We start from the raw sequence: 25,298 nt of genomic DNA on the forward strand, positions 1-25,298 counted from the left end.
AGGCCGGGAGAAAAGGGCACCGGCGGGTCTGACTTCCTCAGCCGTCGGCAGGCCTGTTGGGGCGCAACTCTCCGGCGTATCCTCGGCGATATGACCAACTCACCAACGGGGACCAATCAGCCTGGCACCCCCGCCACGGAAATCCTTGAAACCAATCAGTGCTGGGAGCTCCTCCGGAGTGTCTCAGTGGGCAGGCTTGCCGTCGTTGTGGATGACCACCCGGACATCTTCCCCGTGAATTACAAGGTTGACCACGGAACCATGGTGTTCCGGACGGGTGAGGGGACCAAACTCCACGCGGCGCTGGGCGATGCGCCCGTGGCGATCGAGGCTGATGGCGTCAACGCAGAAACAGGCGTGGCGTGGAGCGTCGTGGTCAAGGGCCAGGCGTCCGCTGTGAAGCTGACCCAGGACGTGCTGGACACCATTGGCCTTCTGCTGTTCCCCTGGGAGGCCGGGCAGAAGGACCAGTTCATCCGGATCACTCCCACCAAGGTGACGGGGCGCCGGTTCACGGTCACTCCCGCTGTGACGTGGTGGACGCCGCTGGATGACGCGCCCACGGCCCGGGGCGAGTAGCACCTAACGCGAAAACCCGCCCCTGTTCGGGATTCCTCACCCTGTAAGGCGAGGACCACAAACAAGAGCGGGTTTTATGTGGGCGCTAGACGAGTTTCAGCTGGTCAGCCACAACCCGGCCGGCGTGGATCACGGTGCGGTCCTTGCCGCGGTCCATCACCGTGGACGCCACTGTTTCGCCGTCCACCAGGAGCAGCTCAGCAGGATCGCCAACCTCGACGCCGGGACGGTGGGCGGTGTCCTTGAGTCTGGTTGCGCCGGGGTCAAGAATGCTGGCGCCACCGATCGTGGCGATGGCCAGGCTGTGCTCGATCAGCTCGTCCTTGCGGAAGCCATGGGTGAAGGCGAGCTGCCAGGTCCGGTCCAGCATGTCCGTGTTGCCATAAGGCGACCAGTAGTCGCGCTGGCCGTCCTCGCCGAGCCCCAAGCGAACCCCGGCTTCGGTGAGCAGCGGGATGGGCAGCTGACCCGCAGCAGAGGGAGCAACCGACGCCAGGGAGACATCGAGCTCCGCGAAGGCGTCGATGAGCCTGCGCGTGGTGGCCTCGTTGACGCTGCCCAGTTGGTACGCATGGGACATGGTGACTTTGCCCTGCATGCCCAGCGCACGGGTGCGCTCCAGCACCAGGTCGGTACTGAAGACCCCCAATTCGCCGGGTTCGTGGAGGTGGATATCGATGGGAACCTGGTACTTTTCGGCCAGGCCGAACACAATGTCCAGATGCTTCGCCGGGTCCCGGTCCAGCGTGCAAGGATCGATCCCGCCCATCACGTTGGCGCCGGCTTTCAGTGCCTCTTCCATGAGCTCCACCGTGCCCTCCTCCAGCAACAGTCCGGCCTGAGGGAAGGCGATGATGTCCACGGACGCCTGGCCGGCGAACTTCTCCTTGGCAGCAGCAACGGCGTCGAAACGCTCCAGCTTGCAGTCCACGTCCACCTGGGCGTAGGAGCGAACGCGGGTGGTGCCCCGCGCGATCATCCGTCCCAGGGTGTCATTCACGCGATCCTGCAGGGGAACTTCGGCTTTGCGCCAGTTCTGCCGGTCGTTCATCATCATGGTCCACACGCCGGGACCGCCGGTGTGCTCGCGGAAGGGCAAACCGATCCTGGTGGAATCCAAATGCACATGGACGTCGGAGAACGATGGCAGCAGCAAGCGTCCGCGGCCTTCTACTACGGTCACGTTGGCCGGAACCGCCCGGGCGGGGTCATGAGCCTCGACGCTGGTGATCTTGCCACCGGTTTCGCCCGCAGAGACGGTGACGTCGCTGAGCGCTTGCCCCCAGGGGCGGACGGCGCGGATCAGGGTGTTCAATGTTTGCTCCTTTGATAGTGAATCCATTGCCTGCCTCTATTGCACGCCGGCCAGGACGGTCGCCGCCATACCCGTATGGTGGCAGGCAGGCGCGGCGGGCGTGGCCGGCGTCGGAATCTGGTCCATGCAGCGTTGCCGCTGTTCCTCCGGGAGCGTGCCGATCAGTGGGCAACGGGTCCGGAAGACGCAGCCGCTGGGAGGATTGGCTGGAGACGGCAGATCGCCTCGAAGCCGGATCTTTACCTGCTCACGGGCGGCCCGGGGATCCGGCAGTGGCACCGCCGAGAGCAATGCCTTGGTGTAAGGGTGCAAAGGGTTCTGGAAGAGCTCGTCGCGCGGGCCCTGTTCCACGATCTTGCCCAGATACATCACAGCAACCTCGTGGGAAATGTGCCGGACCACAGAAAGATCGTGGGCAATGAAGATGTAGGAAACGCCAGTGTCCCGCTGGATCTGCTGCAGGAGGTTCACTACCTGTGCCTGCACGGAAACATCCAACGCTGAGACCGGCTCGTCGCACACGATCACCGAGGGGTTCAGGGAAATCGCCCGGGCAATGCCCACACGCTGCCGCTGCCCGCCGGAGAATTCGTGCGGGAAGCGGTTGTAGTGTTCCGGCTTCAGCCCCACCTGGTCCAGGAGTTCCTTGACCCTGTTCTTGAGCCCGCCCGGGGGATTGATTTTCTGAGCCACCATGGGAGCGGCGATGGCGGTACCCACCGTCTGGCGTGGGTTCAGGGAGGCGAACGGGTCCTGGAAGATCATCTGGACCTTCCGCCGGAAGTTGTACAGCTCCCGGCCACGCAGCTGGCTGATGTCGACGCCGTCGATCATGATCCGTCCACCGGTCGGGTCCATGAGCCGTGCCACCATGCGTCCCGTGGTGGACTTACCGCATCCGGACTCACCCACCAGCCCCAGCGTCTGGCCTCGAGCAAGACTGAACGACACGCCGTCGACCGCTTTGACGGAGCCTTTGGCGGAGCCCGGCAGCAGCCCGCCCTTCAGCGGGAAGTGTTTCTGCAGGTTCTCCACCTGCAGGATTGGCTGATGTTCCATGGCGGGTCCTAACGCGAATTCCGGATGGTGATGATCTGCGGGCCGCTCAAGTGGCAGCGCTTGCCGTGCCCGTCTTCGACCCGCAGCTCGGGTCGCTGGCTGGCGCAGACGCCGTCGCCGGCGAGTTCGGCGTATTGGCACCTCGCGCTGAAGATGCAGCCCTTGGGCAGGTCAAGGAGCGACGGCGGCTGGCCGGGTATGGGGTTCAGCCGGCTTGCCGCGCTGTTGAGCGTGGGCATCGAGTTGAGCAGGCCCAAAGTGTAGGGGTGTTGGGTGTCGTAGAAGATATCGTCCACCGGCCCGGACTCGACGCACTGGCCTCCGTACATGACCAGCACGTTGTCGCAGACCTCAGCCACCACACCGAGATCGTGCGTGATGAGGATGAGCGCCGAGTTGGTTTCCTCCTGAAGCTCAGACATCAGATCCAGGATCTGGGCCTGGACCGTCACATCCAGTGCAGTGGTTGGTTCATCGGCAATCAGCAGTTCAGGCTCGCAAATCAGTGCCATGGCGATCATGGCACGCTGGCGCATGCCGCCGGAGAAGTGGTGGGGGTACTCGTCGTAGCGCTGTTCCGGGCTGGGGATGCCCACCCTACCCAGCATGTCGACGGCGGCAGCCCGGGCCTGCTTCTTGCTCGCCTTGTTGTGGACCAGGTATGCCTCGGCGATCTGGTGGCCCACGGTATAGAAGGGGTGCAGGGCAGAAAGGGGATCCTGGAAGATCATGCCGATGTTGCGGCCACGAAGCTGGCGCATGGCGGACTCGGGGAGCGTCACCAGGTCCTTGCCTTGGAACATCGCCTCCCCGGTGACCTGCGCGGACGTGCCCTTGAGCAGGCCCATGAGCGCTTGGCTGGTGACGGATTTACCGGAGCCGGATTCGCCCACGATGCCCAGGGTCTGCCCGCGTTCCAGGGCGAAGTCCATGCCGTTCACTGCGGAGACAACGCCGTCATCCGTAGGGAACTTCACGGTGAGGTCGCGGACTTCAAGGAACGGTGCGGTGGCCGTGGCGCCTGCCGTACCGCCGGCCGGGGCGCTCGCCTTCTTGGCGGTGATATTCATCTGGGTCATTGGAGCCTCACTCGGGGGTCGATGGCGGCGTAGGCGAGGTCCACAGCGACGTTGGCAACGATGACGAAGAACGCGGCCAGCATGGTGATGGCCATGGTCACTGGAAGATCGCCGGAAATAGCGGCGTGAACTGCCGTGAAGCCCAGGCCAGGGACGGAGAAGATCTGCTCGGTGAGGACTGCGCCACCGAGCAACAGGCCAATGTCCATGCCCAGCATGGTGACCACGGGAGTGATGCCTGCACGCACGCCGTGCTTGAAAGTGACAGTTCGGGGCGCAAGACCTTTGGCGCGGGCGGTCCGGATGAAGTCTTCACCGAACGTCTCGATCATATTGGTACGGGTCACCCGGATATAGGACGCGCTGAACAGGACAGCCAAGGCGATCCAGGGAAGCAGATAGTTGGCCACCCAAGCCCCGGGTCCTTGCGGGCCAAAGGGGCTGTTGATCTCGTTGGTGGTGAACGGCAGCAGGTGCAGCTGGTTGACGAACAGGAGCAGCAGGAACAGGCCGGTAACGGGGATAGGCAGTGAAACGCCAACGGAGGCGGCGCCCACAATGAACTTGTCCACCGGGGAACCCTTGCGAAGCGCGGCAAGCAGACCAAGCCCGACGCCGGTGATGGTCCACAGGATGAGGGCGCCGATGGCCATGGAGAAGGTGTAGGGGAGTGAGCGGCCGATGATGTCCGCTACGTTCTCATTGGTTTGGAAGGACTTGCCCAGGCACGGCCATTCGCACAGCGTCTGCGCACCCGGGGCGCCGATCATCCGCGACGAGAAAAGGCCCCGGATGTAGTCGAAGTACTGGACAAAGAACGGCTGGTCCATGCCCAGGGCCACGCGGGCTTCCGCTACGCGTTCGGGGGTGCATTCCTGTCCGCAGGCAGCAGCTGCGGGATCGGACGGGCCAAGCTGGAAGAGGGTGAAGGTGATGAAACTGACCGCGGCGAGAAGCAGTACCAGCGATCCGGTCCGGCGAAGAATGAAAGTCATCATGGTGGTGGTTGCGGGCCGCCCGCTGGTTGCAGGCGGCCCGCTTCTCCTTCTGGACTATGCTCGATTGTTTTCGGGGCGCGGTTATTGCTCGACGCCGACGATCGAGAGGTCGATGCCGCCGAAGAAGTAGCCCACCTGGGCATTGCGGACGTTGGAACCCACCACGCTGTTGGTGTGGCTGCGGATAAGCGGAACGATCGGGTAGGTCTTCAACGCTGAGCCGAACGCCTCGGACCACTTCTTGCCCAGTTCCTCTGAGGTTCCGTCCGTGTTGCGCAGATCGAACATGGCCTTGGACACTACGGGGTCGAAGTACCGGGAGGTGTTGGAGAAGCCGTAGCTGGTGCCCTCATTGTTCGGTCCCAGCAGGGGATCAGCGGAGGTACGGACTGATGCCGGATCGGCACCGCCGCACCAGCCGGAGCGGCCCATGTCCGGGAGTTGTTCGCTGGCCAGGACCGAGTAGTAGTTTGGTGCCGGGATCGGCACGAGTTCCACGTCGATTCCCAGGGCCTTGAGGTTCTGCTGGACTACGGTGCCGGTGTTCTTGAAGGCGTCGCGGTTGTTGGCGTAGCCGTATGTGAGGGTCTTGGGGTAATCCTTGCCCTCAAGGAGTTTTTTGGCTTCCTCCAGCTTGGGCTTGCCGGCGGGGTCCAGCTCCAGTTCGGTTTCCACGTAACCGCGCATCTTGGCATTGAGCGGGCTCTGGGTGATCTCACCGAAGCGTCGTCCACCGTACTGAACCAGGATGGACTGGCGGTCCAGAGCCAATGCGATGGCCTTGCGGACATCCGGATCCGTGATCTTCTGGGTGTTCAGGCTCAGGACGTCATTGCAGCCCAGGAGTCCGGACGCCACCCGGTCCTTTACCTTGGCATCGGCCAGTTTGGCGGAGTCCGAGGTCTGCAGGGCGCCATTGGAATCGAGCGTGATGGCGTTGGGGTCCGAGTCGGCGAGCAACTGCTGGCTGATGGTGGCCTGGGAGGTGGACAGCGAGAAGCTGAACGTGTCCGGCAGCGCGGAGCGGTTGGGGTCCGTGGCGGGATCCCAGTGCGGATTCCGGACCAGCTTCAGGGATTTGCCGCGGTTGTAGGACTCCACCATGTAGGGGCCCGAGGATACGGGGTGGTTGGTGTAGTCCAGCTTGGTGTCCTTGGCCTTGGGGACCGGTGCCGTGTTGGAACGGGATGCCAGGGCCGGGAATTCCGCAAAAGGCTTCTTCAGGTGGAAGACCACGGTGCGCTCATCGGGTGTTTCAACTGCCTTGAGTACAGCGGAAGGATCCTTATACGGCCCCTTGTACCCACCGGCGTCGAGCGCTGCATTCAGCTCCTGCGGAGCCTGGGTGAAGACATCCTGCGCGAAGGTTCGTTCCACGCCGTACTTGATGTCCGCCGAGGTGATGGGCGTACCGTCCTCGAACTTCACGCCCTCCTTGAGGGTGAAGGTCCAGCTGAGGCCGTCGTCGGACACCTTGCCCGTGTCGGTGGCGAGGTCCGGGACCACTGTTGGCGGTTGGCCGGCTGTTTCCTTGGCCATGGTCAGCGTGCGGTAGTACAGCTGGCCGACGTTGGCCGTCTGGACGTAGTTGCTGTTGCCGGGATCCAGAGTCTGGAAGTCGGAAGACATCAGGACGTTGATGTTTCCGCCCTTGCCGTTGAAGCCGGACTTGACCACGTTGGGGGCCAGTTCCGTGACCGATTCGGCGGGCTTGGAACTGCTGGGCTGGTTCTGGCCGGCGCCGCAGCCGGTGGCGGCCATGGCAATCAGCACGGAAAGAGCCAGGGCTCTTGCAGGGGTTTTCATGATGCTCCTTGAGAGGGGTGGAAGGCGATGCGGGGGATGAATGGAGAACTTAGTGACGGGATGCTTTGGGATCCAAGGCGTCCCGGACGGCGTCGCCCAGCAGGTTGAAGGCCAGGACGGTGACGATCAGCATGATGCCCGGAACGGCCAGGAACCACGGATCGCTGAGGTACCAGTTGCCGGACTGGGCGGCGTTCAGCATCTGGCCCCACGACGGTGTGGGGTCCTTGACACCGACGCCCAGGAAGGACAAAGCAGCTTCTGCGGAGATGTTGGTGGGGATCAGCATGGTGGCGTACACCAGGACGACTCCCATGACGTTGGGGATGATCTGGCGGAACAGGACACTGAGGTGCGAGGCACCGAAGGACCGGGCGGCTTCCACGAACTCGCGCTCGCGGAGGCTCAGCACCTGGCCCCGCACAATGCGGGCGAGGTAGGCCCAGCCAAAGAAGCCCAGGATGATTACCAGCGAGGCCATGGGCAGGAAGCTCCCCTCGCCCAGCGGGGTATCACGGAGCCGCGACTGCAGGATGGGCGTCAGGGATAGCACCAGCAGGAGATGCGGAAACGCGAGGAAGAGGTCCATGATGCGGCTGATGATGGCGTCGGTCTTGCCGCCAAAGTAGCCGGCGGCGGCGCCCAGCACTGTTCCCAGGACCACAGAAACGGCTGTGGACAGCAAAGCGATGGTGAGGGACACCTGTCCGCCGTAGGCCAGCCGGGCGAAGAGATCGCGGCCCAGGCCAGGCTCCACGCCCAACCAGTGCTGGGCTGACGGATACATGTAGCCGGGGAGCGGCAGCCCGGGTGTTTGGAAGTCATCCAGCACGTCCGGGCTGGTGTTGGACGTGAAGGGATCGTTGCCCGACATGGCGCTTAGTACCGGCGCAAGGATGGCAAACAACATGATGGCCACCACCACGCACAAGCTGAGGAGCGCGATCTTGCTGCGGCGGATCCTCATCCATGCTGTGGCGAGCAGTGAGCGGGCCTCGGCAGGTGCCGCTGCTGCGCCCTCCGGCGACGCTGCCGGTGGGAGCGGCGGGCTGCCGGTATTCGGTTCGATGGACTGTAACTGGGTCAACGGTTCTGCTCGATTCATGATCCGAGGAGCTGGCTCCGGAGTTCTTGTATACCAAAATAGACTAGAGCAGGATTCATGCGATGTAAATCACAAATAATGTACTGTTTGGAATACCAGAGAGTTTCTTGCGCGATGCTGCGCCAAGCTAGAAGGAGAGCCGTCCGTGCCAACCAAGGTGACCGCCCGCTATGTGCTGGGCCATCAGAACGGAACCCACGTCCTGTTGGAGGACGCCTGCGTGGTCTACAGCGGCCACACCATTGAGTACGTCGGCCATGACTACGCGGGTCCGGTGGATCAGGAACGGGACCTCGGTGATGCCCTGCTGATGCCTGGCTTGATCGATCTGGACGCGCTCACCGACATTGACCACCTCATCCTGGATAGCTGGGCCGGCCCGGAGCAGGCCAAGGGGCACCAATGGTCAGAGGACTACTTCCTGAACCGCCGGGCCGACGTCTTCAGTGCCGGGGAGCGCCAGCAGATCCGCGAGTACGCCCTGATCCAACTCATCCTGCACGGCATCACCACCTACATGCCCATCGCCTCGGAAGTGCATTCCGAGTGGGCCGAGCCTTTCGAGGAACTGGTGGGCATGGCCGATACCAGCCGGCGCTTGGGCCTGCGTGGCTACCTTGGGCCGGCCTACCGTTCCGGTGTGAACGTCGTGTTGGAGAACGGCGAACGTTCAGTGATGTTCGACGACGGCAGGGGCCATGAGGGACTCGCTGATGCCTTGCGCTTCATTGACCACGCGACGGTGCTGAATGATCCGCTGGTGAACGGTGTTCTGCTCCCGTGCCGGATCGAGACGTTGGACATCGAGCTGCTCAAGGCAACAGCAGCGGCCTCCGACGACCGGGATGTGCTGGTCCGCCTGCACTCCCTCCAAGGCCTCGTGGAACGCGAGCTCATCCTGGGCCGGCATGGAGTCACGCCCCTGGAACTCCTTGACCAGGTGGGTCTGCTCAACGAGCGCCTCCTGATCCCGCACGCCACTTATACGGACAGGAACCCTGCGGTGTATGGCGAAGACAGCGGTGACCTGGCCATGCTGGCGGACAGCGGTGCCAGCATCATTCACTGCCCCCTGACGTCCATGCGGTACGGCAGCACACTGGACTCGTTCGGCGCCTACAAGGAAGCAGGAATCAACATTTCGCTGGGAACCGACTCGTTCCCGCCGGACCTCATCCGGGGTATCGATGCCGGCGTGCAGCTCGCCAAGATCCTCGCCGGCACCAACGACGCCGGTGACGTCGCCGGATACGTCGACGCCGCTACCTTGGGCGGTGCTCATGCTTTGAGGCGCCCGGACCTTGGCCGGCTTCAGCCAGGCGCCCAGGCTGACATGGTGGCGTTCTCCCTTGGCGACTTCCGTGACGGCGTCCACGATGACCCGTTGAGGACCCTTCTCCTGAACGGAACAGCCCGCCAGGCCGTGCTGTCCGTGGTGGCAGGCCGGACCATCATGGCCGACGGCGAAATCGACGGAGTGGACCTGGAACTCTGGCGGTCCAGGGGCCAGGAACTCTTCCACAAGATGCGCGGAGCCTACAGCGCCCGTGACATCAGGAACCGCCCTGCGGATGAGCTGTTTCCTCCCGTGTATGCTCGGTTGGAACGCTGACCGGCGCCGTCCGGCACAGGGAGCGGACGCTGGCATGAAGGGAAGTTTGACAGTGGCTGAGGCGATGCCGGACACGGGAAATGGCCGCGATGAAGAGGCCCGCGCGGAGAATGTCTACCAACTGGTGCTGGAAGGCATCGTCACGGGCAAGTACGCCCAGGGCGTGCGGTTGCGTGAACGCGAGCTCTCGGAGATCTACAACGTCTCCCGTATTCCTGTGCGCGAGGCCATCCAGCGCCTGGAGCAGGACGGCTTTGTTGAGACCTTCCCGCGCCGCGGTGCGGTGGTCCGGCAACTGACACTCACCGACGTCAACGAACTTTTCGACATCCGGCTGTGCCTGGAAACCTTCGCCGCCAGGATGGCTGCCACCCGAGTGGCTGAGGGCAGCGACGGCGGCCGGCTCGAGGAACTCATGGAGGCCTCCACGGCGGCCATCGACGAGTCCCGGAGCGAAGACGTTGCCGTGATCAGCGCCGAGTTGCACGCAGAGATCGTTCGGCTTTCAGGTAACCGGCTGCTGATCGAATCCGTGAAGCCACTGTTCGGCCGGATGCGGTGGATTTTCGGACTGGCACACAATCGCAGCAATGAGCTCCAGCGCGACGAGCACACAGAGCTGTGCAACGCCATTCTGAAGGGTAAGCCGGATCTGGCGTACTCGTTGGCATACTCACACATCGAGCTGGGCCGCGAACCTGTCCTGTCCGGCCTCGCCGAGACCCTCGAACCCTAGGTTAAAAGGCTTGACGCTCAAAGGCTCGACGTCGGCACTCGCCTGAGTGCCGACGTCGAGTTCGTTTCAACGTGCGTCAGTCGTCCGCGTCCGGGTACTCGTCCTCGTCGTCGTACCGGCCGGATTCTTCTACTTCCACCTCGAGGATCTTGAGCAGCTCCGTATCCGGATTCAGCATGATGGCTGCCTCGTCGCGGCGGTGCTGCAGCACGGTGTCCAGGTAGGACTGCACGGTCTCTGCCAACGGGACGTACCTGTCCTGCTTCTGGCTCATGTACCAGCGGTGCTCCAGGACTTCGTGGACCACTTCTGCCGGCTCCAGCTTCCCGGCCAAATGACGCGGAATGGAACGCACAATAGGCTCGAAGATCTGGCTGACCCAAATGTGCGCGCTGATTTCCTCATCCAGGTCCGGGTTGTTGTCAGCCCGGAACTGGTCCATGTCGTTAAGGAGCCTGCGCGCTTGGTTTTCCTGGGCGTCCAGGCCGGTAAGGCGCAGCAGACGGCGCTGGTGATGGCCGGCGTCCACCACTTTTGGCTGGAGCTGGATGGTGGAGCCGTCCGCCGTGGTCTTGATGGCGTATTCCTCCACGTCGAAGCCCAACTCGTTCAGGCGGCGGATGCGCGCCCCCACGCGCCAGCGTTCGCCGAGTTCGAAGGATTCCTTTTCCGTGAGTTCGGTCCAGAGCCTGCGGTAGCTGTCCATGATCAGCTCGCTGGTGGCAACAGGGTCCACCTTCTCCTCGATGAGCCCGCCGTCCAGCAGATCCATGAGTTCGCCGGCGATGTTCACACGGGCGATCTCAAGATCGTATTCGCGCTGGCCCATGGACAGGTCCGGGTAGAGCTCACCGGTTTCAGCGTCCACCAGATAGGCGGCGAAGGCGCCGGCGTCGCGACGGAACAGGGTGTTGGACAGGGAGACATCGCCCCAGTAGAAACCAACCAGGTGCAACCGGACAAGAAGCAACGCCTGGGCGTCGATCAGGCGCGTCAGGGTGTCCTTGCGGAGCATCTGGGAGAACAATGCGCGGTATGGCATGGAGAATTTCAGGTGCCGGGTGACCAGCACCGGATTGAGGGGCCTGCCGTCCGCGGTGGTGCGCCCGGTGATGACGGCCACCGGCTCCACGCAGGGCACGTCCAGCCGCGCCAGCTTCCGGAGCATGTGGTACTCATGGCGTGCCACGTGCTCGGAGGTTTCCTTGATGGCAATCACCGAACCGCCAAGGTGCGCAAAACGCACGATGTGCCGGGAAATACCGCGGGGGAGCGCGGCAAGGTTCTCAGCGGGCCAGTCCTCCAAGGCAATGTGCCACGGCAAATCCAGCAGCTCCGGATCGGCCGCGGCGGCCGTAATGTTCAGGGACCCGATGACGCTGGCCGGCGGTGCAGTGTCCTGCGCGCTGGCGGCTTCAGTGCGGGGGAGCTTGCCGATCTGCCCGTAGTCGGTGGGTTCGTCGTGCCACTGGGCTTCGTTTTGCTCGCTCATGCCTCAATTGTTCCGTACTTGGAGTCCGGGGCACCTATCGCGCCAGCAAAGGGGTACTCCGGCTTCGCTGACCATTCCACATCGGGCGCTTCCTGGAAGACGACACCCTGCTTGGCGAGCCGCTCACCCAAGGCGCCCAGCCGACGTCGGAAGTCGCCGGTGTTGCGGACCTCCGGGCCGGACCAAGCGACTTCCGCCAAGGAAACAGCACGAGGGTACAGGAGCCATTGGGCCTGGTGGTTGTCGCGGATGGTCTCGGACCACAGTGCGCCTTCGATGCCCAGGATCTGGTGGTCTTCAAGGCCGCCCTGGGCCGGGTCCCAGTTGTAGTACTCGGACCACGTGAAGGGCCCGCCTTCCACCCATTCGAGCCCGACGGGGCTGTCCGGGGCGTACTTCTGGTCCAGGTAGGTGTTGGCCGCGGGGGACATGATCACCTGTGAACCTGCCTGCTCTGACTGCTTCACCACGGGGGCGAAATCGCCGTGCCAGTACTGGATCACGGCACCTTCAGGAAGCTCGACGGCGGCGAACTCGTTCCAGCCCACCACGGCCTTGCCGGTTTCAGCGCCGATCCGGACGAACTGCTGGACCATGGTCACGTAGTCATCGTGCCCGGTGACATGGGCTTCGTCGCCGCCAATGTGGAGATACGGTCCCACCGTGATGGCGGCAAGCTGCCCCAGGACTTCACGGACGAACTCGTAGGTGGCCGGCAGGTCAGCGGTCAGGGTTGACCAGCCCACCTCCGAGGTGGTGCTCATGGGCTTCGCCTGGCCATCGGGATTGAGCTGTGGAATAGCGGCGAGGGCGGCGTTGACATGACCGGGGAGGTCGATTTCCGGAATCACCAGAACGTTCTTGGTGGCGGCGTAGGCCTGGATGTCCAGGAAGTCCTGCTGGGTGTAGAAGCCGTGCCGTCCGCGCGCGGGGACCGCGGTGGGCACCTCTATCGCGCCCTGCCCGCCGATCTCTGTCAGCTTGCCGTAGGGCAAGCCGGACGGGTTGTCTTCCGGCTGGTGGATTTCGATGCGCCACGATTGGTCATCCGTGAGGTGCAGGTGCAGGGCATTCAGCTTGAACTGCGTCATGACGTCGATCTGCTCCTTCACCTCTTCCACTGTGAAGAAGTTGCGGGCAACGTCCAGCATGAGGCCCCGGTACGCGAAGCGCGGGGCGTCCGCAATGTCGACGGCGGGAATCACCCATGTGCCTGGCGTGCCGGTGCCCTCAATGGCCGCAGGGAACAGCTGCCGGAGCGTCTGCACTCCGTTGAAGAGTCCCGCCCCGGTGGAGGCTGTGAGCCCAACCCCATCCTCGGTGACGCCGAGCGCGTACGCTTCCGGGCCGCCGTCGAACGTGTCCACCAACGCAAGGGAAATATCGCCGGGGCGTGCGTCCTCAACGATGGGCAGATCAAAACCGGTGCCGCGGCGCAGGAGCGCTGCGAGCTGTTCTGCGACGGGAGCTGCTGCGTCACCGGCGGCGATCCGCGCGGCAGGTGCAAGCGTAAAAGCGGGTCCGTCCACGAGTGCGACGTGGGACGGACGGGGGATCAGGTTATCTGTGGTGTTCATGCCGTTCTTTCGCCGGAGTTAGGTTAACGTGAGAGCGGCCCGACCGGGAAGGGTCGGGCCGCTATCAAACTGCGGAACGTACAGACGCGTCAGCGCCGGGGACTAGTCGCCCAGGCGCAGGCCCGTCTTCGTGTCGAACAGGTGCACGTGGCCGGACTGCGGACGAACGAAGATGGACTCACCCTTCATCGGAGGGCGGCGACCGTCGACGCGTGCAACGATGTCGTGGCTCTTGCCATCAAGGATGGTGTGGCCGTAGACGTAGGCGTCGGCGCCGAGTTCTTCCACCACGTCAACCTCAACCTGGAGGCCTTCGCCGTTGCCGACGGTCTCGAGGTCTTCCGGACGGGAACCAACGGTGACGGTCTGGCCGTGAGCCTCTTCGAGGACGTCGCGCGGCACGGGGTAAACCGTTCCGCCGAACTGGACGCCGCCGTCGACGACCGGCAGTTCAAGCAGGTTCATGGCCGGGGAGCCGATGAAGCCTGCAACGAAGACGTTCTGCGGGCGGTCGTAGAGGTTGCGCGGGGTGTCAACCTGCTGCAGCAGGCCGTCCTTCAGCACAGCCACGCGGTCACCCATGGTCATGGCCTCGACCTGGTCGTGCGTCACGTAAACCGTGGTGACGCCCAGGCGGCGGGTCAGGGATGCGATCTGCGTACGGGTCTGGACGCGGAGCTTGGCGTCAAGGTTGGAGAGCGGCTCATCCATGAGGAAGACCTGGGGGTTACGGACGATTGCACGGCCCATGGCAACACGCTGGCGCTGACCACCGGAGAGTGCCTTCGGCTTGCGGTCCAGGTACTGCTCAAGGTCAAGGAGCTTGGCAGCTTCGCGAACACGCTCGGCGCGCTCTTCCTTGGAAACGCCGGCGATCTTCAGGGCGAAGCCCATGTTGTCCGCAACAGTCATGTGCGGGTAAAGAGCGTAGTTCTGGAACACCATGGCGATGTCGCGGTCCTTCGGCGGAACGTCCGTGACGTCGCGGTCACCAATCAGAATGCGGCCGGCGTTCACGTCCTCAAGACCTGCGAGCATGCGCAGCGAAGTGGACTTACCGCAACCGGAGGGTCCAACGAGGACCAGGAATTCGCCATCGGCGATGTCGATGTTGAGTTTATCGACGGCGGGCTTATCTGTGCCCGGGTACAGACGCGTAGCGTTATCAAAAGTAACTGTAGCCACAGTTATCAATCCCTTCACCGGCAGGTACGTGCCGGACGATCCGTTGTGAATGGTTCATTTTCTTCAGTTGAACTCCCCGGCCAGTGGCCGGGGAGGATCGTGTGACGTCGCACGGTACTGTGCGTCACATCACATCCAAGAGTATGTCAGACTTTTTGACTAACCACCTAAATGTTACGAACGTCACATGTTGCGTCTGTCACCCGCTAAGTCTGTGCGGTGACCCGCCGGCGCTCCCGCAGCAACGCTTCCAGCAGCTCTGCCACGTGAACGGGCGCCTCCACCCGATACGGCGCTTGTGTGAAGTCCAGGCCCACTTTGATGCCAACATCGTCGCCCATCAGCCGCCCCAGCGCGTCCTCGTCAGTCACGTCATCACCCGCGAACAGGATTGCTGTGGCGCCGGTAGCCTGCCGAAGGAACTCCACGGCTTCACCCTTGGATGCGTGGACCACCGAGGTCTCCAGTACGCGCTTGCCCGTCTTCAGGTAGACACCAGGATGCTCGCGCAACACCCGAGTGGCGGCCTCGACGGCGTCTTCCGCGACGTCGTCATCGGCCAACCTGGTGTGAAGGACGACGCCGGCCGGTTTGTCTTCGAGCAAGGTCCCCGGAGCGATGTTCACGATTTCCATCAGGACCTCGCGGACGGCGGCCAGCTTTTCGCGCTGTTCCTGGTCCAGTTCCAGGCCCACAGATCCCTCCCCGAGCCAGACTTCGGCCCCGTGACTGCCAATTAGCAGCGTGTCCTTGGGAGGCGAGGCGACCAGCCGCAGACTGTCCAATGCCCTGCCCGAGATAAGCGCCGTCGTCGTGCGTGGCAGTTCGGCGAGGGCCTCCAAAGCCTCGGCGGAGCGAGGAAGGGGACGGGCGTCCTCGGCGCGGTCCACGATCGGAGAGAGGGTGCCGTCGAAATCGAGGGCCACCAAAAGGTGTTCCGTGCCGGCGATGCGCCGAACGGCCTCCAGTAGTTCCGGCGAAAGTGACAGATTCTCAGCTGTCATCGCGCACCACCTTTTCCTCCATGGCGGCCAGGAACTCAGCCGACCAATGATCGACGTCGTGATCCAGGATCTGCTTGCGCATCAGCTTCATTCGGCGGCGTGCTTCCTTGGGGGAGAGGTTGATGGCGCGCAGGATGGTGGACTTGAGGCCGTCGATGTCGTGCGGGTTAATCAGAAGCGCCTGCTTAAGCTGATCGGCAGCGCCGGCGAACTCGCTCAGGACCAGTGCGCCGTCGTCCTCCGACCGGGCTGTGACGTATTCCTTGGCCACCAGGTTCATGCCATCGCGCAGCGCCGTCACCAACATGACGTCCGCCGCAAGGTACATCGCCACCATTTCCTCCACCGGGTAGCTGTGGTGCAGGTAACGGACGGCCGTGTTCTGGATGGTGTCGTAGGTGCCGTTGATGTGGCCTACGGTGCCTTCGATTTCCTCACGTAACAGCCGGTACTGCTCCACGCGCTCGCGGCTGGGGCTTGCCACCTGGATGAGCGTGGCATCCTCTACCTTGATGTGCCCGTCTGCCAGGAGTTCCTCGAACGCCTTCAGCCGGTGCCGGATGCCCTTGGTGTAATCCAGCCGGTCCACGCCCAGGAGGATGGTCTTGGGGTTGCCCAGATCCTTGCGGATTTGCTGGGCCCGCTCAATGATGTCCGGCCTCGCGGCGAGCTCACGGATCTGCGCGACGTCAATGGAAATAGGGAACGCCTGCGCCCTCGCGATGTGCGTCACCTCCCCGTCCGGACCCTTGACATGGACTTGCTGCTGCTTGACGCTGGCGCCCAGGAAGCGGCGCGCGGAACGCATGAAGTTGCCGGCATCGCTGGTGCGCTGGAAGCCCAGGAGGTCCGCGCCGAGCAGGCCATCGATGATCTCCCGGCGCCAGGGCAGCTGGGCGAAGATCTCCGGGGGAGGGAACGGGATGTGGTTGAAGAAGCCAATCTTGAGGTCCGGCCTTGCTTCGCGCAGCAGTCTCGGAACCAGTTGGAGCTGGTAGTCCTGGACCCAGACCGTGGCGCCGTCCGCTGCGTGGCGGGCGACGGCGTCGGCGAACTTCCGGTTGACCTTCCGGTACGAATCCCACCACGTGCGGTGGAACTCCGGCGGGGCAATGACGTCATGGTAGAGCGGCCAAATGGTCGCGTTGGAGAAGCCCTCGTAGAACAGCTCCACGTCATCGCTGCTCAACTGGACCGGGATAAGGTCCATGCCCTCGTGGCTGAATGGGCGCACAGTCTCGTCCGGGGCGCCATGCCAACCCACCCATGCGCCGTCGGACTTTGTCATCATCGGCGCAAGCGCCGTGACCAGTCCGCCGGGCGAGCGACGCCATCCGCTTTCTTCGTTGTCATCGCTGATGCGGTCAACGGGCAACCTGTTGGAGACCACCATGAAGTCGAACTTGGTTGCCGTGGGCTTCTTGACGGGAGAAGCCCGGACGCCGTCTTCGGTCTTGAGTTTTTCGCTTGCCAAATCCTGCATTAATGCTCCCTGGGGTTGCTGTGACTCAACTCCCAGCCTACCGGCGGAATCTTCACGTGCAGTTGATCGTTCAACAACCGGGCAAGAGGGTCTGCGGCAGATCTTCAAGTTTGCTCCCGTAAACTGACCCCGTTGCCCTAGCTATGCACTATGACGTCGAGTACCCCGAGGAACTGATGAGCCCCGCAAACGAACCACGCCTGTCCAAGGCTGAACGCACCGCCCAGGCACGGGAGAAAGCGCGCGAAATCCGCGAAGCCCAGCTGAAGAAGGATAAGCGCAACAAGCTTCTGGTTGGCTGGGGCATTGTGGTGGCCGTGGTGCTCATCATCGCTGTGGTGGCGTTTGTGGTTGTGGGCAATATTCAGAACAACGCGCCCGTGGCCGATCAGGGCCCCACGCCGGCCAACGGCAACGTCCACGGCGGCGTGACGCTGCTGGCCAACACCGAAGTGGTGAAGTCTGAGCCCGCCACCGTCAACGTGGCAGACGTTCCCTCGCCGGCAGCCACCAAGCCGGCAACCGTCACGGTTCCCGGTGGCGAAGCCGAAGCCGGCAAGCCGGTCAAGGTTGTTGCCTACATCGACTTCATCTGCCCGGTCTGCGAGCGATTCGAGACCACCTACGGAGAGTCCCTCACTAACCTCCGTAACGAAGGAAAAATCTCGCTGGAATACCGGCCGCTGGGATTCCTGGACCAGCAGTCCACCACCAACTACTCTTCCCGGGCAGCCAACGCAGCTGCTTGCGTTGTGAACACCTCGCCCGAGAAGTACGCCGAATTCTTCAACCTGCTCTTTGAGCGTCAGCCGGCCGAAGGCAGCGCCGGTATCTCCGATAAGGACCTGAAGGCCATGGCCACCGAGGTCGGTGCGGCCAACATTGACAGCTGCGTCGACAGCAAACAGTTCCGCCCCTGGGTGAAGGTGGCCACGCAGGAAGCTGCGGCCATCGGCATCACGGGCACCCCGACTGTGTTCATCGATGGCAAGCAGTGGGATGGCAGCACCGACCTGAACGCTGAGATCCAGACGGCGATCACCGCCAAGGGCTAACGCGAAAGAATGTACGACGGCGGCCGGTCACCTTTTCGATGAGGTGGCCGGCCGCTGTTGGTGGGGATGGGGCTTGGCTGGTTTGGCAGGAGGGGCTGGTTTGGCCGGCGGGGCTCGGGACTGGGGTGAATTTCCGTGACGGGGATGGTCTGGGCTACCCTTATCTAGCGCTGTTTTGGCAGTGCGGTCCAGCGCGTTTTTCGCGTATGGCCCTGCGCGTTTTCGCGCGTGCCTCCTTAGCTCAGTTGGCCAGAGCACCGCTCTTGTAAAGCGGGGGTCGTCGGTTCGAATCCGACAGGGGGCTCCACGAACCCCTCCATACCGGCGATTTTGCCGGGGATGGAGGGGTTTTTTGTGTCTGAAAGGCAGGGCACTACACGTTGACAACATGGAGAGCAGGATGCTGTTCCAGTAGCTCGTCCGATCCACAGGGCGTTCCCGGCGTCAGGTCTGTGACTTGCGGCGCCGGTGGCTTCTCTGAAGACTGGGAGCCGAGTACGGGCCGAGGCCCGTTGAGTGTCTAGCTTTGGGGGAGCGGAAATGCTGGGACATAGAATGCATGCGTGGCGGCGGCCTTTGTGGCCGGTTACTTTGGCCATCGTCGTGGCAGATCTCGTCGTGTGGTTCCTGCTGATCAACGGCGTCACCGGTGGTGACCTAACCCTTGGGAATTTCGCGTTTGTAGTGACGATTGCCTGGCTTGTTCTGGGGGAGTTCATCGGCCCGAAGCTCCAGGCCAGAAGAGCCGTAGACCAAGAGCTCAAAGCCTGAGCATTCGGGCCGGCATGAGGGACACAATTGCTTTGGTGTGAGGCCAAGGAGCCTCGAGCACCCTGAGACAGCTTTACGTCCTCTGCGGTGCGTGTTCCGGCGTCCTGGCCGGTCAGCGAAGGCGTCCAGGGCTGCGATGATGTCGGGAGCCACCCAGATGCGGGTGCCGCGGATTTTGCATTTGTATGCCGGAGTCAATCCGACCTTCAATACAGAACCATCTGGCCTTAAATACGGCGATGGAGGCGAGAGTAATGGGTGCGACCCCTTCAGCACCCCCGGCTGTGCAGGTGTCGACGACGTGCCGTATCCGCAGAACACGGGTTCAAACCCCTGCGCCTTCGGCTTGTTTATGGCGGGTGTAGGTCCGATGTTGCCGGGACCGGGCGGGTTGCCGCCGTAGGGGGTGTGTCAGCTGTAATAGGGTGCCTCATCAAAGGGCTACTTGAGAGGTACACATGCGCAAGATTTTTAGCCTTTCCTGGCCGCAAATCATATTGGTCTTGGTTATCGCAGGGACGGTCTTGACTGTCCCAGAATTGACGTTCCTGCGCTTCTTCCTTGCTGGACTGCTTATTGGTGTCGCAGCACTGGGCGTCAGCATGAAACTAACACGTCCCAAGACAGATCCTGAGCACGGTCCGACCAGCCGCTCATAAAGCCAATGAGGCCGACACCGGATCGAGCCCAGCCTCGACTCATGGGTAACGGCCCTCTCGTTCACCCACCAGGCCCTCCACCGTTGGCGCAGAACAGACACAGCTCGCTACACGGGTGAGGAGAGGGTCAACAGGCCAGTGAAGTGGACTCATGATTCGAAGAAGCGAATCAGGGACACCATCTGCCAGCTGGGAGGCCAAGTCCTTGACTTGGTGCAGGGGGGGCGAGATAACAGAGAGTAAATTGGTGCGGAACTCAAGGACCGCCAACGCGGACGAACTTTACGCTACCGCCCGGTGTCGTCAGCAAGAGCGTTTCGTTAGCGAGCCAGTACGCAGGGGAGGCGAGAAGGAAATCCGATGCGGCTCGTTCCTTGACTGCTATGGCTTCCGGGCAGGCCATTGCACCCACGACCATTTTGGATTGCTCAAGATGCAGATGGGTGGCAGTAACCGTAGCCGGTGAAGAGAACCCGTTGCAGGGAGTCGTCATCGACATCAGCATCGAACCGGCCTGGCGCTCCAGTGTTAGCGTGGCCGGCTCAGCTGTAACCCAGGCCATTGTTCCCGTGCCCTCAACGCTCTTGAATGTGCCACAGGCAAGGGTGCTCTCCGAGGGTGACGTACATTCTGGCCCCGGCAGGGCGGTTGCAGTTGGAACCAATGATGAAGTGGTCTGCGGGCTCTCCGGTGCTTGACTAAGTGCTGAGGTTCCAGGGGAAGGATTCACTGTCTGCCCGCAAGCAGACAGTGCAAAGCAACTCACTAGTATGCCCCACATCCAGGCGCGCACTTTCCAACCCATTTGCCCGCCCTCCACTGATCAATTCCAGCAATGCTATGCCCACGCCCGATCCGGCGGGTAAAGAATCGGAACGTCTGAATGAACAACGGCCGCCGAGCCGGAATGGCGTCACCGGGCCGGCAGCATGCCAGCAGAGTGGACGCGTACGCGGCTTTCGAACAGCCCCAGAGTGAGAGATCCAATGTGCCGGCGCAGCCTGACCAACTCCTTCATGGGAACTCATAGCTGAGGGCAGGTGGCGCCGAAGCCGTGCGTCCCCAGATCGGAGCGGCGCCAAATGTGACTTGGCTATACACGGAAGAATAGGCAAACGCTTATCGAGCGCCCCGTTGACTTCGCCCATGGGTTCCGCATGCGATGCGGGAACTGTCAGACGAACAATTGGCTCAGTGAAGAAGACTGCCAGTCGAGCCCGGATGCCGCGCTATCCGGGGCAGGCTCGAACGGTTATCCTTGCCAAAACTGTTGGTGCCCGGCTCGCTCCATTGATGGACTGACATCCCGCCGTGGGTCTGCTCCGTGAAGGAGGTAGTGGTTGTGACGGACTACGATGTGCTTGCCGAGGTTTACGAATGGCTCATCTCGGATGCAAAGTTGCCTCCCGCCGAGTTCGCTGCGTCGTTCGATGACGTCCTCAGCCTCCTGCCGTCGAACGCTCACGTCCTCGACTGTTCGTGCGGAACAGGACAGTTGGCGGTTGGACTCGCCGGCCGTGGCATGCAGGTTGACGCAACTGACGCCAGCGAAGCGATGGTTCGCCGGACTTCTGAGTTGTCTGGGGAGTTCGGGGCATCCGTCCGGGCCGTGCGGGCGAACTGGGAAGAGTTGCCCGACCACTTCGAGGACGACACCTTCGACATGGTGTTCTGCGTTGGCAACTCGCTTCACCATGCCGTGGGCGCGAAAGGCAGGGGTGCTGCTCTGGAGTCGATGTCACGGCTTCTGCGCCCGGGCGGGCGCTTGGTGCTCACATCCCGCACTTGGGAACGCGTGAGGGCAAGAGGTTCCCGGCTGGACATCTGGGACCGACTCGTCCGCCGGGACGGCCGCGATGCCGTCGTGGTCTACCGCTGGGAGATCGCGCCGGATTGGGAGGATGAGCACCACATCGAGATTGCGATCGCCCAAGTTGATGCGACGGGGCTGGTTCTTGTCCGCTCGGAGCGGCTGTCCTGCTGGCCCTACCGGTACGAGGAACTCGAAGTCGAGCTGCACCGAGCCGGACTCCGGACGGAAATGAGCACGTTCGATCTTGAGGCCGAGAACTACATGGTGGTCGCGAGCAAGGTATAGGCACCGGACTCTCGATGGACCTTCGGGATGGCGGGCCCCAGCGGGACTGACGAAGGCCATGTCATGATCTTCAAGGGCTCTTGGAGGCTGAAGTCCAGGGTGTTGTTCTCGATGACGGGGAGCGGTTCCGCGTCCGAGGCAGGCCGTCCAGGGCACCTAAGCACGGGTTAAAACCAGCACGATGATGGCGGCACCGATCAGGATGGCGCCGGCGCCAACTACCGCCAGCATTCCTTGGCTCGGTCGGGCCGCAACTCTGTCTCCTACCGTGCCGAATGTGGATCGCTGCGCTCCGGACATGAGCTTGGCCAGGGAGGCACGGTGAGTGATCATGAGGACCCCAATGATCACTCCGATGCCCCCGGCTACAACAACAAGAATTTTCTCCACGGATCCTCATACCCCCAGGTGCATCAGGTGAATCACTACGAAGCAACGAGCCTACGCAAGAACTACCGCGGTGATGGCCTCCGCGCTACTTTCCGGCGAGTTCGGCTGGCCGGTGGCGGAGGGTCTTGGCGATGATGAGCGGGCCCGGTTCGAACGTCAGGGACGACAGGTCGACGTCGGGCATTTCTGCGAAGTCCCGAGGCATCTCTCGGAATGGGCGGATTATGGGCACCTAGCGTGAGTTTTCCGGCGTCGTGCCCGGTCGGCGAAAGCATCCAAAGGTGTCGATGTAGCTGGCGTCAGGCAGGGGGGGCGTTGTTGCTATTGTCCGGGACTAGATGTTGTCCCAACTGATTGCTTCATACAGTTTGACCACATCGCGTGCTGCTGTCGCATCATAGGAGGCAAGCCCACCGATTTTGCGGACAGGTGCAACGCCAACAGAATTGGCGACAAAAGCTCCGACGAATCCGGACACCTCATCCAGCATCACGGGCCGTCGGCGGACTTTCGTCGCCGTACCTTCGAGGGCCTCGTCCAGGAGCTGCCACGTGATTCCGTGCAAGGACGGAGCCGATGGCCAGATGATCCGCTCGTTGCTGTCGATGAAACCAATGTTCGCGATGCTGGTCTCGGAGACCTCGCCGTCCGGTGTGGTCAGCAGCGCATCATCGAAGCCTTGGTTCCTTGCCAGCCGGCCGCAGTAGAGCTGGCCGAAGCTGCCGACATGCTTGATGTGTGCGACGGGGCGCTGGTAGACAACAGGAACGACGCTGACCGCTGCCGACGGCGGGTCGACCGGGTCGCGTAGTACCGTCATGATGCGGACTACCCCCGGATCGGTCTCGAACAGTGTCACTCGAAGGTACGAGTCCGGCGTCCCGAGCGTGGCTTGCTGGATATGGTTCACGATGGTGGCCGGGTCAATGGTTGTTCCGAACAGTTCGGTGTGCGATAGCTGCAACCTATTGATGTGCTTGGTCAAACCGCGGACTTGTCCGCTGCGGATCTGCATAGCGGTGAAATGGCCGTAGTTCACCATAGCGAGCTGTGCCAGAGTGTCATCTGGAACCACCACCCCGTCGACTCGTATACGAACGTGTTCAGTCATTCTTGAGCCCATGCCGGATCGGTGCCAACGGATAGTTTTATCCCCATCGGATGGAGCCTACCTGAGTCGGTTGGGCAGAGGCCTGCAGTGTCAGCACGTGCCGCGCGGTCAGAAGCAGGGGCTCGTAGGATGGTGTGACGACCACGGCCTGAAGGGGGACCATGACGCTTGGATTTGCCGTCGTAGGGGCGTTCCTGATGGTCAGCGGCCTGGCATGGACCTTATGATAGCCAGCCACGGAGTCCGGCTACCGCATTCTGTGAGGCGTTCGTGGCACCCAGATGTACGGCAGCAGGGCCGTCACAGCCCGCGGGCAGGCGCGCTCGCTTTCTGCCGTAGTTGCATCAGACCGGCGATGGTGAGTCCGGCGGTGAGTACAAGGGTGGCCACCCACAGCGTGAGGCCGGCCAGGTCGTGGATGGCCATCTGGGGGAGTCGTCGATCCGGCACAGCAACGACGCCGATGAACGCGCCAACCAGGCCGAAGTAGCTGCCGGTCATAAAGCGCTGATGCGCCCGGATATTGCCGCGGCGGACGGTCACAAGGCCCATCGTCAGGGTGCAGAACGTCAGCACGGACAAGGCATGGAGCCAATTGAAGCCGCCGTCGATGGTTCGGATCCCGAAGGAGGTGAGGACCACGATGTACATGGCCACCGCCCAGATGCGCCCCAGGATTTTGTGCGCTGCGTTGCCCTTGTTGCGGCGGAGCAGGTTCACGGCGCCGAAGATCAGGGCGTAACCCGCTGCGATGGCATGCAGAGCGATAAGGAAGGTCCACGGCGAAGGCATATGGCCAGCCTAGCGAGTGGGATGGCGACTATCCGGCTGCTGCGGCAGTCCATTCTGCACGGGATCAGGGGCAGCTCAGCGTTCCTGTGAGAGCCTGACCGGTCCAGGCGTTGATGGAGTTGGGAACCTTGTAGTAGCCGCGGATTTGGTACGTCCACGTCCCGGACAGGCTGCTCACGCTTTGGACTCCCGAGCTGTAGGACTTTCCGGACGCCTTGCTCATGTCGCCGGTGAACTGTACGACGCCGTCGGGGTCGATGATCTTCAGCTCGTGGTAATTCGCGTAGGGGACAGCAGTGAAGGCGCCGACGCTGATCTTTGCCTGGCCGAACCACAGGAACGAATCACAGGACTTGGTGACGGTGACAGTGTTGGCTGCAGGGGCCGGGATCCGGGCCGCAGCGACGGCCATCGCACCAGTTTCGGTGTCGTTGAACCTGGCGTGAGCGGGTGAAACCTGGACCCCCATCAACAGGAGCACTGCGGCCAGGATGATGACCGGTGCCTGCCAGATGATGCCCTTGCCCTGCATTGCGCGTTCCGTCCCGGTTGAGTGGTTGTTCCGCTTCCCAGTGTCCCCAACCGGCCTCAGGAAAGACCTTGGTGAACAATCAAGGTCCGCTCAAGAGTGGAAGAAACCACGACGACGGGTAAGCCGGGTGTGTGCCGCCCTGATGAGATCGGTCCGGGATGCCACGCAGCGGTCGGTGGTCTGCCGCAGGGTGGGAAGGGCATGGGCAGCATCGTCAAAATGGTCTTCCCGAATCATTGATTCCATGGCCCGGCACTGGTGCTCTGTTTCCACGGCGCCCACCATGGCGGAGCTGATCCTCAGACTCAGGAGGGCCGTCGTCGTCTCTTCAGCGTCGTGTTCATCCAAGGCATGAACGATCCGGTCGACCCGTTGGGGGAGCATGGCGATGTACTTGGACAAGAAACGCAGCGCAGGTGCAGGGTTTCCCAGTTCCTCGGCAAGGGACTGAAGCCTGCCAAGGTCCAGCTCGCCGGAGTTACGCTTTGACTTCATCGCCAGCCTCCATGGCGCCTTCCGGGGCTGTCTTGTTGGGGTTTTTGGTCCAGATGGAGGTGAGCATTCCGATGACCAGGATGGCGGGTGCGCCGTACATGAGGGTGTTCATGACCAGGGGTTCGCGGAGGGCGCGGATGGCGTTGCCGACGTAGGGGATGGTGGCGATTTGCTTGTCCACGGTTTTGCCTTGGAGGGTGGCGATCCAGGGGTCGATGCCGTTGTTGGCGTCGCCTTTGGTTTGGACGGCGATGCCGCCGTCGGCGGTGGTGGTGATGTTGGTGATGCGGTGGGTTTCGACGCGTTGGTCTTCGACGGGGATGTGGTAGGTGATGATGTCGCCTACTTTGACGTCGGTGATGGGG

The 25,298-nt window shown here is 62.7% G+C and carries 24 protein-coding genes, 1 tRNA gene and 1 pseudogene; 8 read left to right on the top strand and 18 right to left on the bottom strand.

The window, feature by feature from the left end:
- Positions 1–90: 90 nt before the first annotated feature.
- Positions 91–579, top strand: a complete 489-nt coding sequence (locus BMY91_RS22445) for a pyridoxamine 5'-phosphate oxidase family protein (protein WP_090826262.1) — start codon at positions 91–93, stop codon at positions 577–579.
- Positions 580–664: 85 nt separating this feature from the next.
- Here the strand turns inward: BMY91_RS22445 and BMY91_RS22450 are convergent, their stop codons facing one another.
- The 6 genes from BMY91_RS22450 to BMY91_RS22475 form a co-directional block, all read right to left on the bottom strand.
- Positions 665–1,894 carry an amidohydrolase family protein gene (locus BMY91_RS22450; RefSeq protein ID WP_090826264.1) on the bottom strand — a complete coding sequence of 410 codons (1,230 nt, stop codon included), beginning with the start codon at positions 1,892–1,894 and terminating at the stop codon, positions 665–667.
- A 36-nt stretch (positions 1,895–1,930) separates the two neighbouring features.
- A complete protein-coding gene (locus BMY91_RS22455; RefSeq protein ID WP_090826267.1) occupies positions 1,931–2,953 on the bottom strand; it encodes an ABC transporter ATP-binding protein in 1,023 nt (340 codons plus the stop codon).
- Positions 2,954–2,961: 8 nt separating this feature from the next.
- The gene (locus tag BMY91_RS22460; protein ID WP_090826270.1) at positions 2,962–4,032 is read right to left on the bottom strand and encodes an ABC transporter ATP-binding protein; all 1,071 of its coding nucleotides are present in this window, start codon (positions 4,030–4,032) and stop codon (positions 2,962–2,964) included.
- Positions 4,029–5,030, bottom strand: coding sequence for an ABC transporter permease (locus BMY91_RS22465; protein WP_090826273.1), 1,002 nt, complete (start codon positions 5,028–5,030; stop codon positions 4,029–4,031). Before BMY91_RS22465 ends, BMY91_RS22460 begins: the two co-directional genes overlap by 4 nt.
- Before the next feature lie 81 nt (positions 5,031–5,111).
- Positions 5,112–6,836 carry an ABC transporter substrate-binding protein gene (locus BMY91_RS22470; RefSeq protein ID WP_090826275.1) on the bottom strand — a complete coding sequence of 575 codons (1,725 nt, stop codon included), beginning with the start codon at positions 6,834–6,836 and terminating at the stop codon, positions 5,112–5,114.
- 49 nt (positions 6,837–6,885) lie between these two features.
- A complete protein-coding gene (locus tag BMY91_RS22475; RefSeq protein ID WP_256212879.1) occupies positions 6,886–7,923 on the bottom strand; it encodes an ABC transporter permease in 1,038 nt (345 codons plus the stop codon).
- Between the two features lie 163 nt (positions 7,924–8,086).
- On the opposite strand from BMY91_RS22475, the gene BMY91_RS22480 reads away from it, so the two are divergent.
- A complete protein-coding gene (locus BMY91_RS22480; protein WP_090826278.1) occupies positions 8,087–9,553 on the top strand; it encodes a chlorohydrolase family protein in 1,467 nt (488 codons plus the stop codon).
- A 34-nt stretch (positions 9,554–9,587) separates the two neighbouring features.
- Positions 9,588–10,289: a GntR family transcriptional regulator gene (locus tag BMY91_RS22485; protein ID WP_254780021.1), complete on the top strand. Its 702-nt coding sequence runs from the start codon at positions 9,588–9,590 to the stop codon at positions 10,287–10,289.
- A 76-nt stretch (positions 10,290–10,365) separates the two neighbouring features.
- Here the strand turns inward: BMY91_RS22485 and BMY91_RS22490 are convergent, their stop codons facing one another.
- The 5 genes from BMY91_RS22490 to BMY91_RS22510 form a co-directional block, all read right to left on the bottom strand.
- On the bottom strand, positions 10,366–11,781 hold the full coding sequence (locus tag BMY91_RS22490) for a DUF4032 domain-containing protein (protein WP_090826285.1): 1,416 nt from the start codon (positions 11,779–11,781) through the stop codon (positions 10,366–10,368).
- A complete protein-coding gene (locus BMY91_RS22495) occupies positions 11,778–13,358 on the bottom strand; it encodes a beta-N-acetylhexosaminidase (protein ID WP_090826287.1) in 1,581 nt (526 codons plus the stop codon). Before BMY91_RS22495 ends, BMY91_RS22490 begins: the two co-directional genes overlap by 4 nt.
- A gap of 102 nt (positions 13,359–13,460) precedes the next feature.
- On the bottom strand, positions 13,461–14,543 hold the full coding sequence (locus tag BMY91_RS22500) for an ABC transporter ATP-binding protein (RefSeq protein WP_017199921.1): 1,083 nt from the start codon (positions 14,541–14,543) through the stop codon (positions 13,461–13,463).
- A gap of 206 nt (positions 14,544–14,749) precedes the next feature.
- Positions 14,750–15,547, bottom strand: coding sequence for a trehalose-phosphatase (gene otsB, locus BMY91_RS22505; protein ID WP_090826290.1), 798 nt, complete (start codon positions 15,545–15,547; stop codon positions 14,750–14,752).
- On the bottom strand, positions 15,537–17,030 hold the full coding sequence (locus tag BMY91_RS22510) for an alpha,alpha-trehalose-phosphate synthase (UDP-forming) (protein WP_090826293.1): 1,494 nt from the start codon (positions 17,028–17,030) through the stop codon (positions 15,537–15,539). The genes otsB and BMY91_RS22510 overlap by 11 nt, the downstream gene beginning before the upstream one ends.
- 176 nt (positions 17,031–17,206) lie before the next feature.
- Here BMY91_RS22510 and BMY91_RS22515 point away from each other — a divergent pair, with 176 nt between their 5' ends.
- The 3 genes from BMY91_RS22515 (at position 17,207) to BMY91_RS23235 (ending at position 18,856) form a co-directional block, all read left to right on the top strand.
- Positions 17,207–18,085: a DsbA family protein gene (locus tag BMY91_RS22515; RefSeq protein WP_175538817.1), complete on the top strand. Its 879-nt coding sequence runs from the start codon at positions 17,207–17,209 to the stop codon at positions 18,083–18,085.
- 230 nt (positions 18,086–18,315) lie between these two features.
- A tRNA-Thr gene (locus BMY91_RS22520) sits at positions 18,316–18,392 on the top strand.
- Positions 18,393–18,688: 296 nt separating this feature from the next.
- The gene (locus tag BMY91_RS23235; protein WP_177179988.1) at positions 18,689–18,856 is read left to right on the top strand and encodes a hypothetical protein; all 168 of its coding nucleotides are present in this window, start codon (positions 18,689–18,691) and stop codon (positions 18,854–18,856) included.
- A 915-nt stretch (positions 18,857–19,771) separates the two neighbouring features.
- Here the strand turns inward: BMY91_RS23235 and BMY91_RS23675 are convergent.
- The gene (locus BMY91_RS23675; RefSeq protein ID WP_175538815.1) at positions 19,772–20,077 is read right to left on the bottom strand and encodes an META domain-containing protein; all 306 of its coding nucleotides are present in this window, start codon (positions 20,075–20,077) and stop codon (positions 19,772–19,774) included.
- Here BMY91_RS23675 and BMY91_RS23245 point away from each other — a divergent pair.
- The gene (locus BMY91_RS23245; RefSeq protein WP_175538811.1) at positions 19,959–20,213 is read left to right on the top strand and encodes a hypothetical protein; all 255 of its coding nucleotides are present in this window, start codon (positions 19,959–19,961) and stop codon (positions 20,211–20,213) included. The genes BMY91_RS23675 and BMY91_RS23245 overlap by 119 nt on opposite strands.
- A 644-nt stretch (positions 20,214–20,857) precedes the next feature.
- Positions 20,858–21,613 carry a class I SAM-dependent methyltransferase gene (locus BMY91_RS22540; protein ID WP_090826329.1) on the top strand — a complete coding sequence of 252 codons (756 nt, stop codon included), beginning with the start codon at positions 20,858–20,860 and terminating at the stop codon, positions 21,611–21,613.
- Positions 21,614–21,769: 156 nt separating this feature from the next.
- Here the strand turns inward: BMY91_RS22540 and BMY91_RS22545 are convergent, their stop codons facing one another.
- From BMY91_RS22545 to BMY91_RS22570, 6 genes and pseudogenes are all read right to left on the bottom strand, one after another.
- Entirely contained in the window at positions 21,770–22,003 is a 234-nt protein-coding gene (locus BMY91_RS22545) for a hypothetical protein (protein WP_175538814.1), read from the bottom strand.
- A 334-nt stretch (positions 22,004–22,337) separates the two neighbouring features.
- A complete protein-coding gene (locus tag BMY91_RS22550; protein ID WP_177179989.1) occupies positions 22,338–23,114 on the bottom strand; it encodes an aminotransferase class IV in 777 nt (258 codons plus the stop codon).
- Positions 23,115–23,414: 300 nt separating this feature from the next.
- Entirely contained in the window at positions 23,415–23,906 is a 492-nt protein-coding gene (locus tag BMY91_RS22555) for a DUF2306 domain-containing protein (RefSeq protein ID WP_090826310.1), read from the bottom strand.
- Positions 23,907–23,970: 64 nt separating this feature from the next.
- Positions 23,971–24,438: a hypothetical protein gene (locus BMY91_RS22560; protein WP_090826314.1), complete on the bottom strand. Its 468-nt coding sequence runs from the start codon at positions 24,436–24,438 to the stop codon at positions 23,971–23,973.
- 90 nt (positions 24,439–24,528) lie between these two features.
- Complete coding sequence (locus BMY91_RS22565; protein WP_175538812.1) at positions 24,529–24,933, bottom strand: Hpt domain-containing protein; 405 nt, start codon at positions 24,931–24,933, stop codon at positions 24,529–24,531.
- Positions 24,917–25,298, bottom strand: a pseudogene (locus tag BMY91_RS22570) (signal peptidase I); the annotation flags it as partial. The gene BMY91_RS22565 and the pseudogene BMY91_RS22570, both read right to left, overlap by 17 nt.

Source organism: Arthrobacter sp. yr096, from assembly GCF_900108925.1.
Lineage (GTDB): Bacteria > Actinomycetota > Actinomycetes > Actinomycetales > Micrococcaceae > Arthrobacter.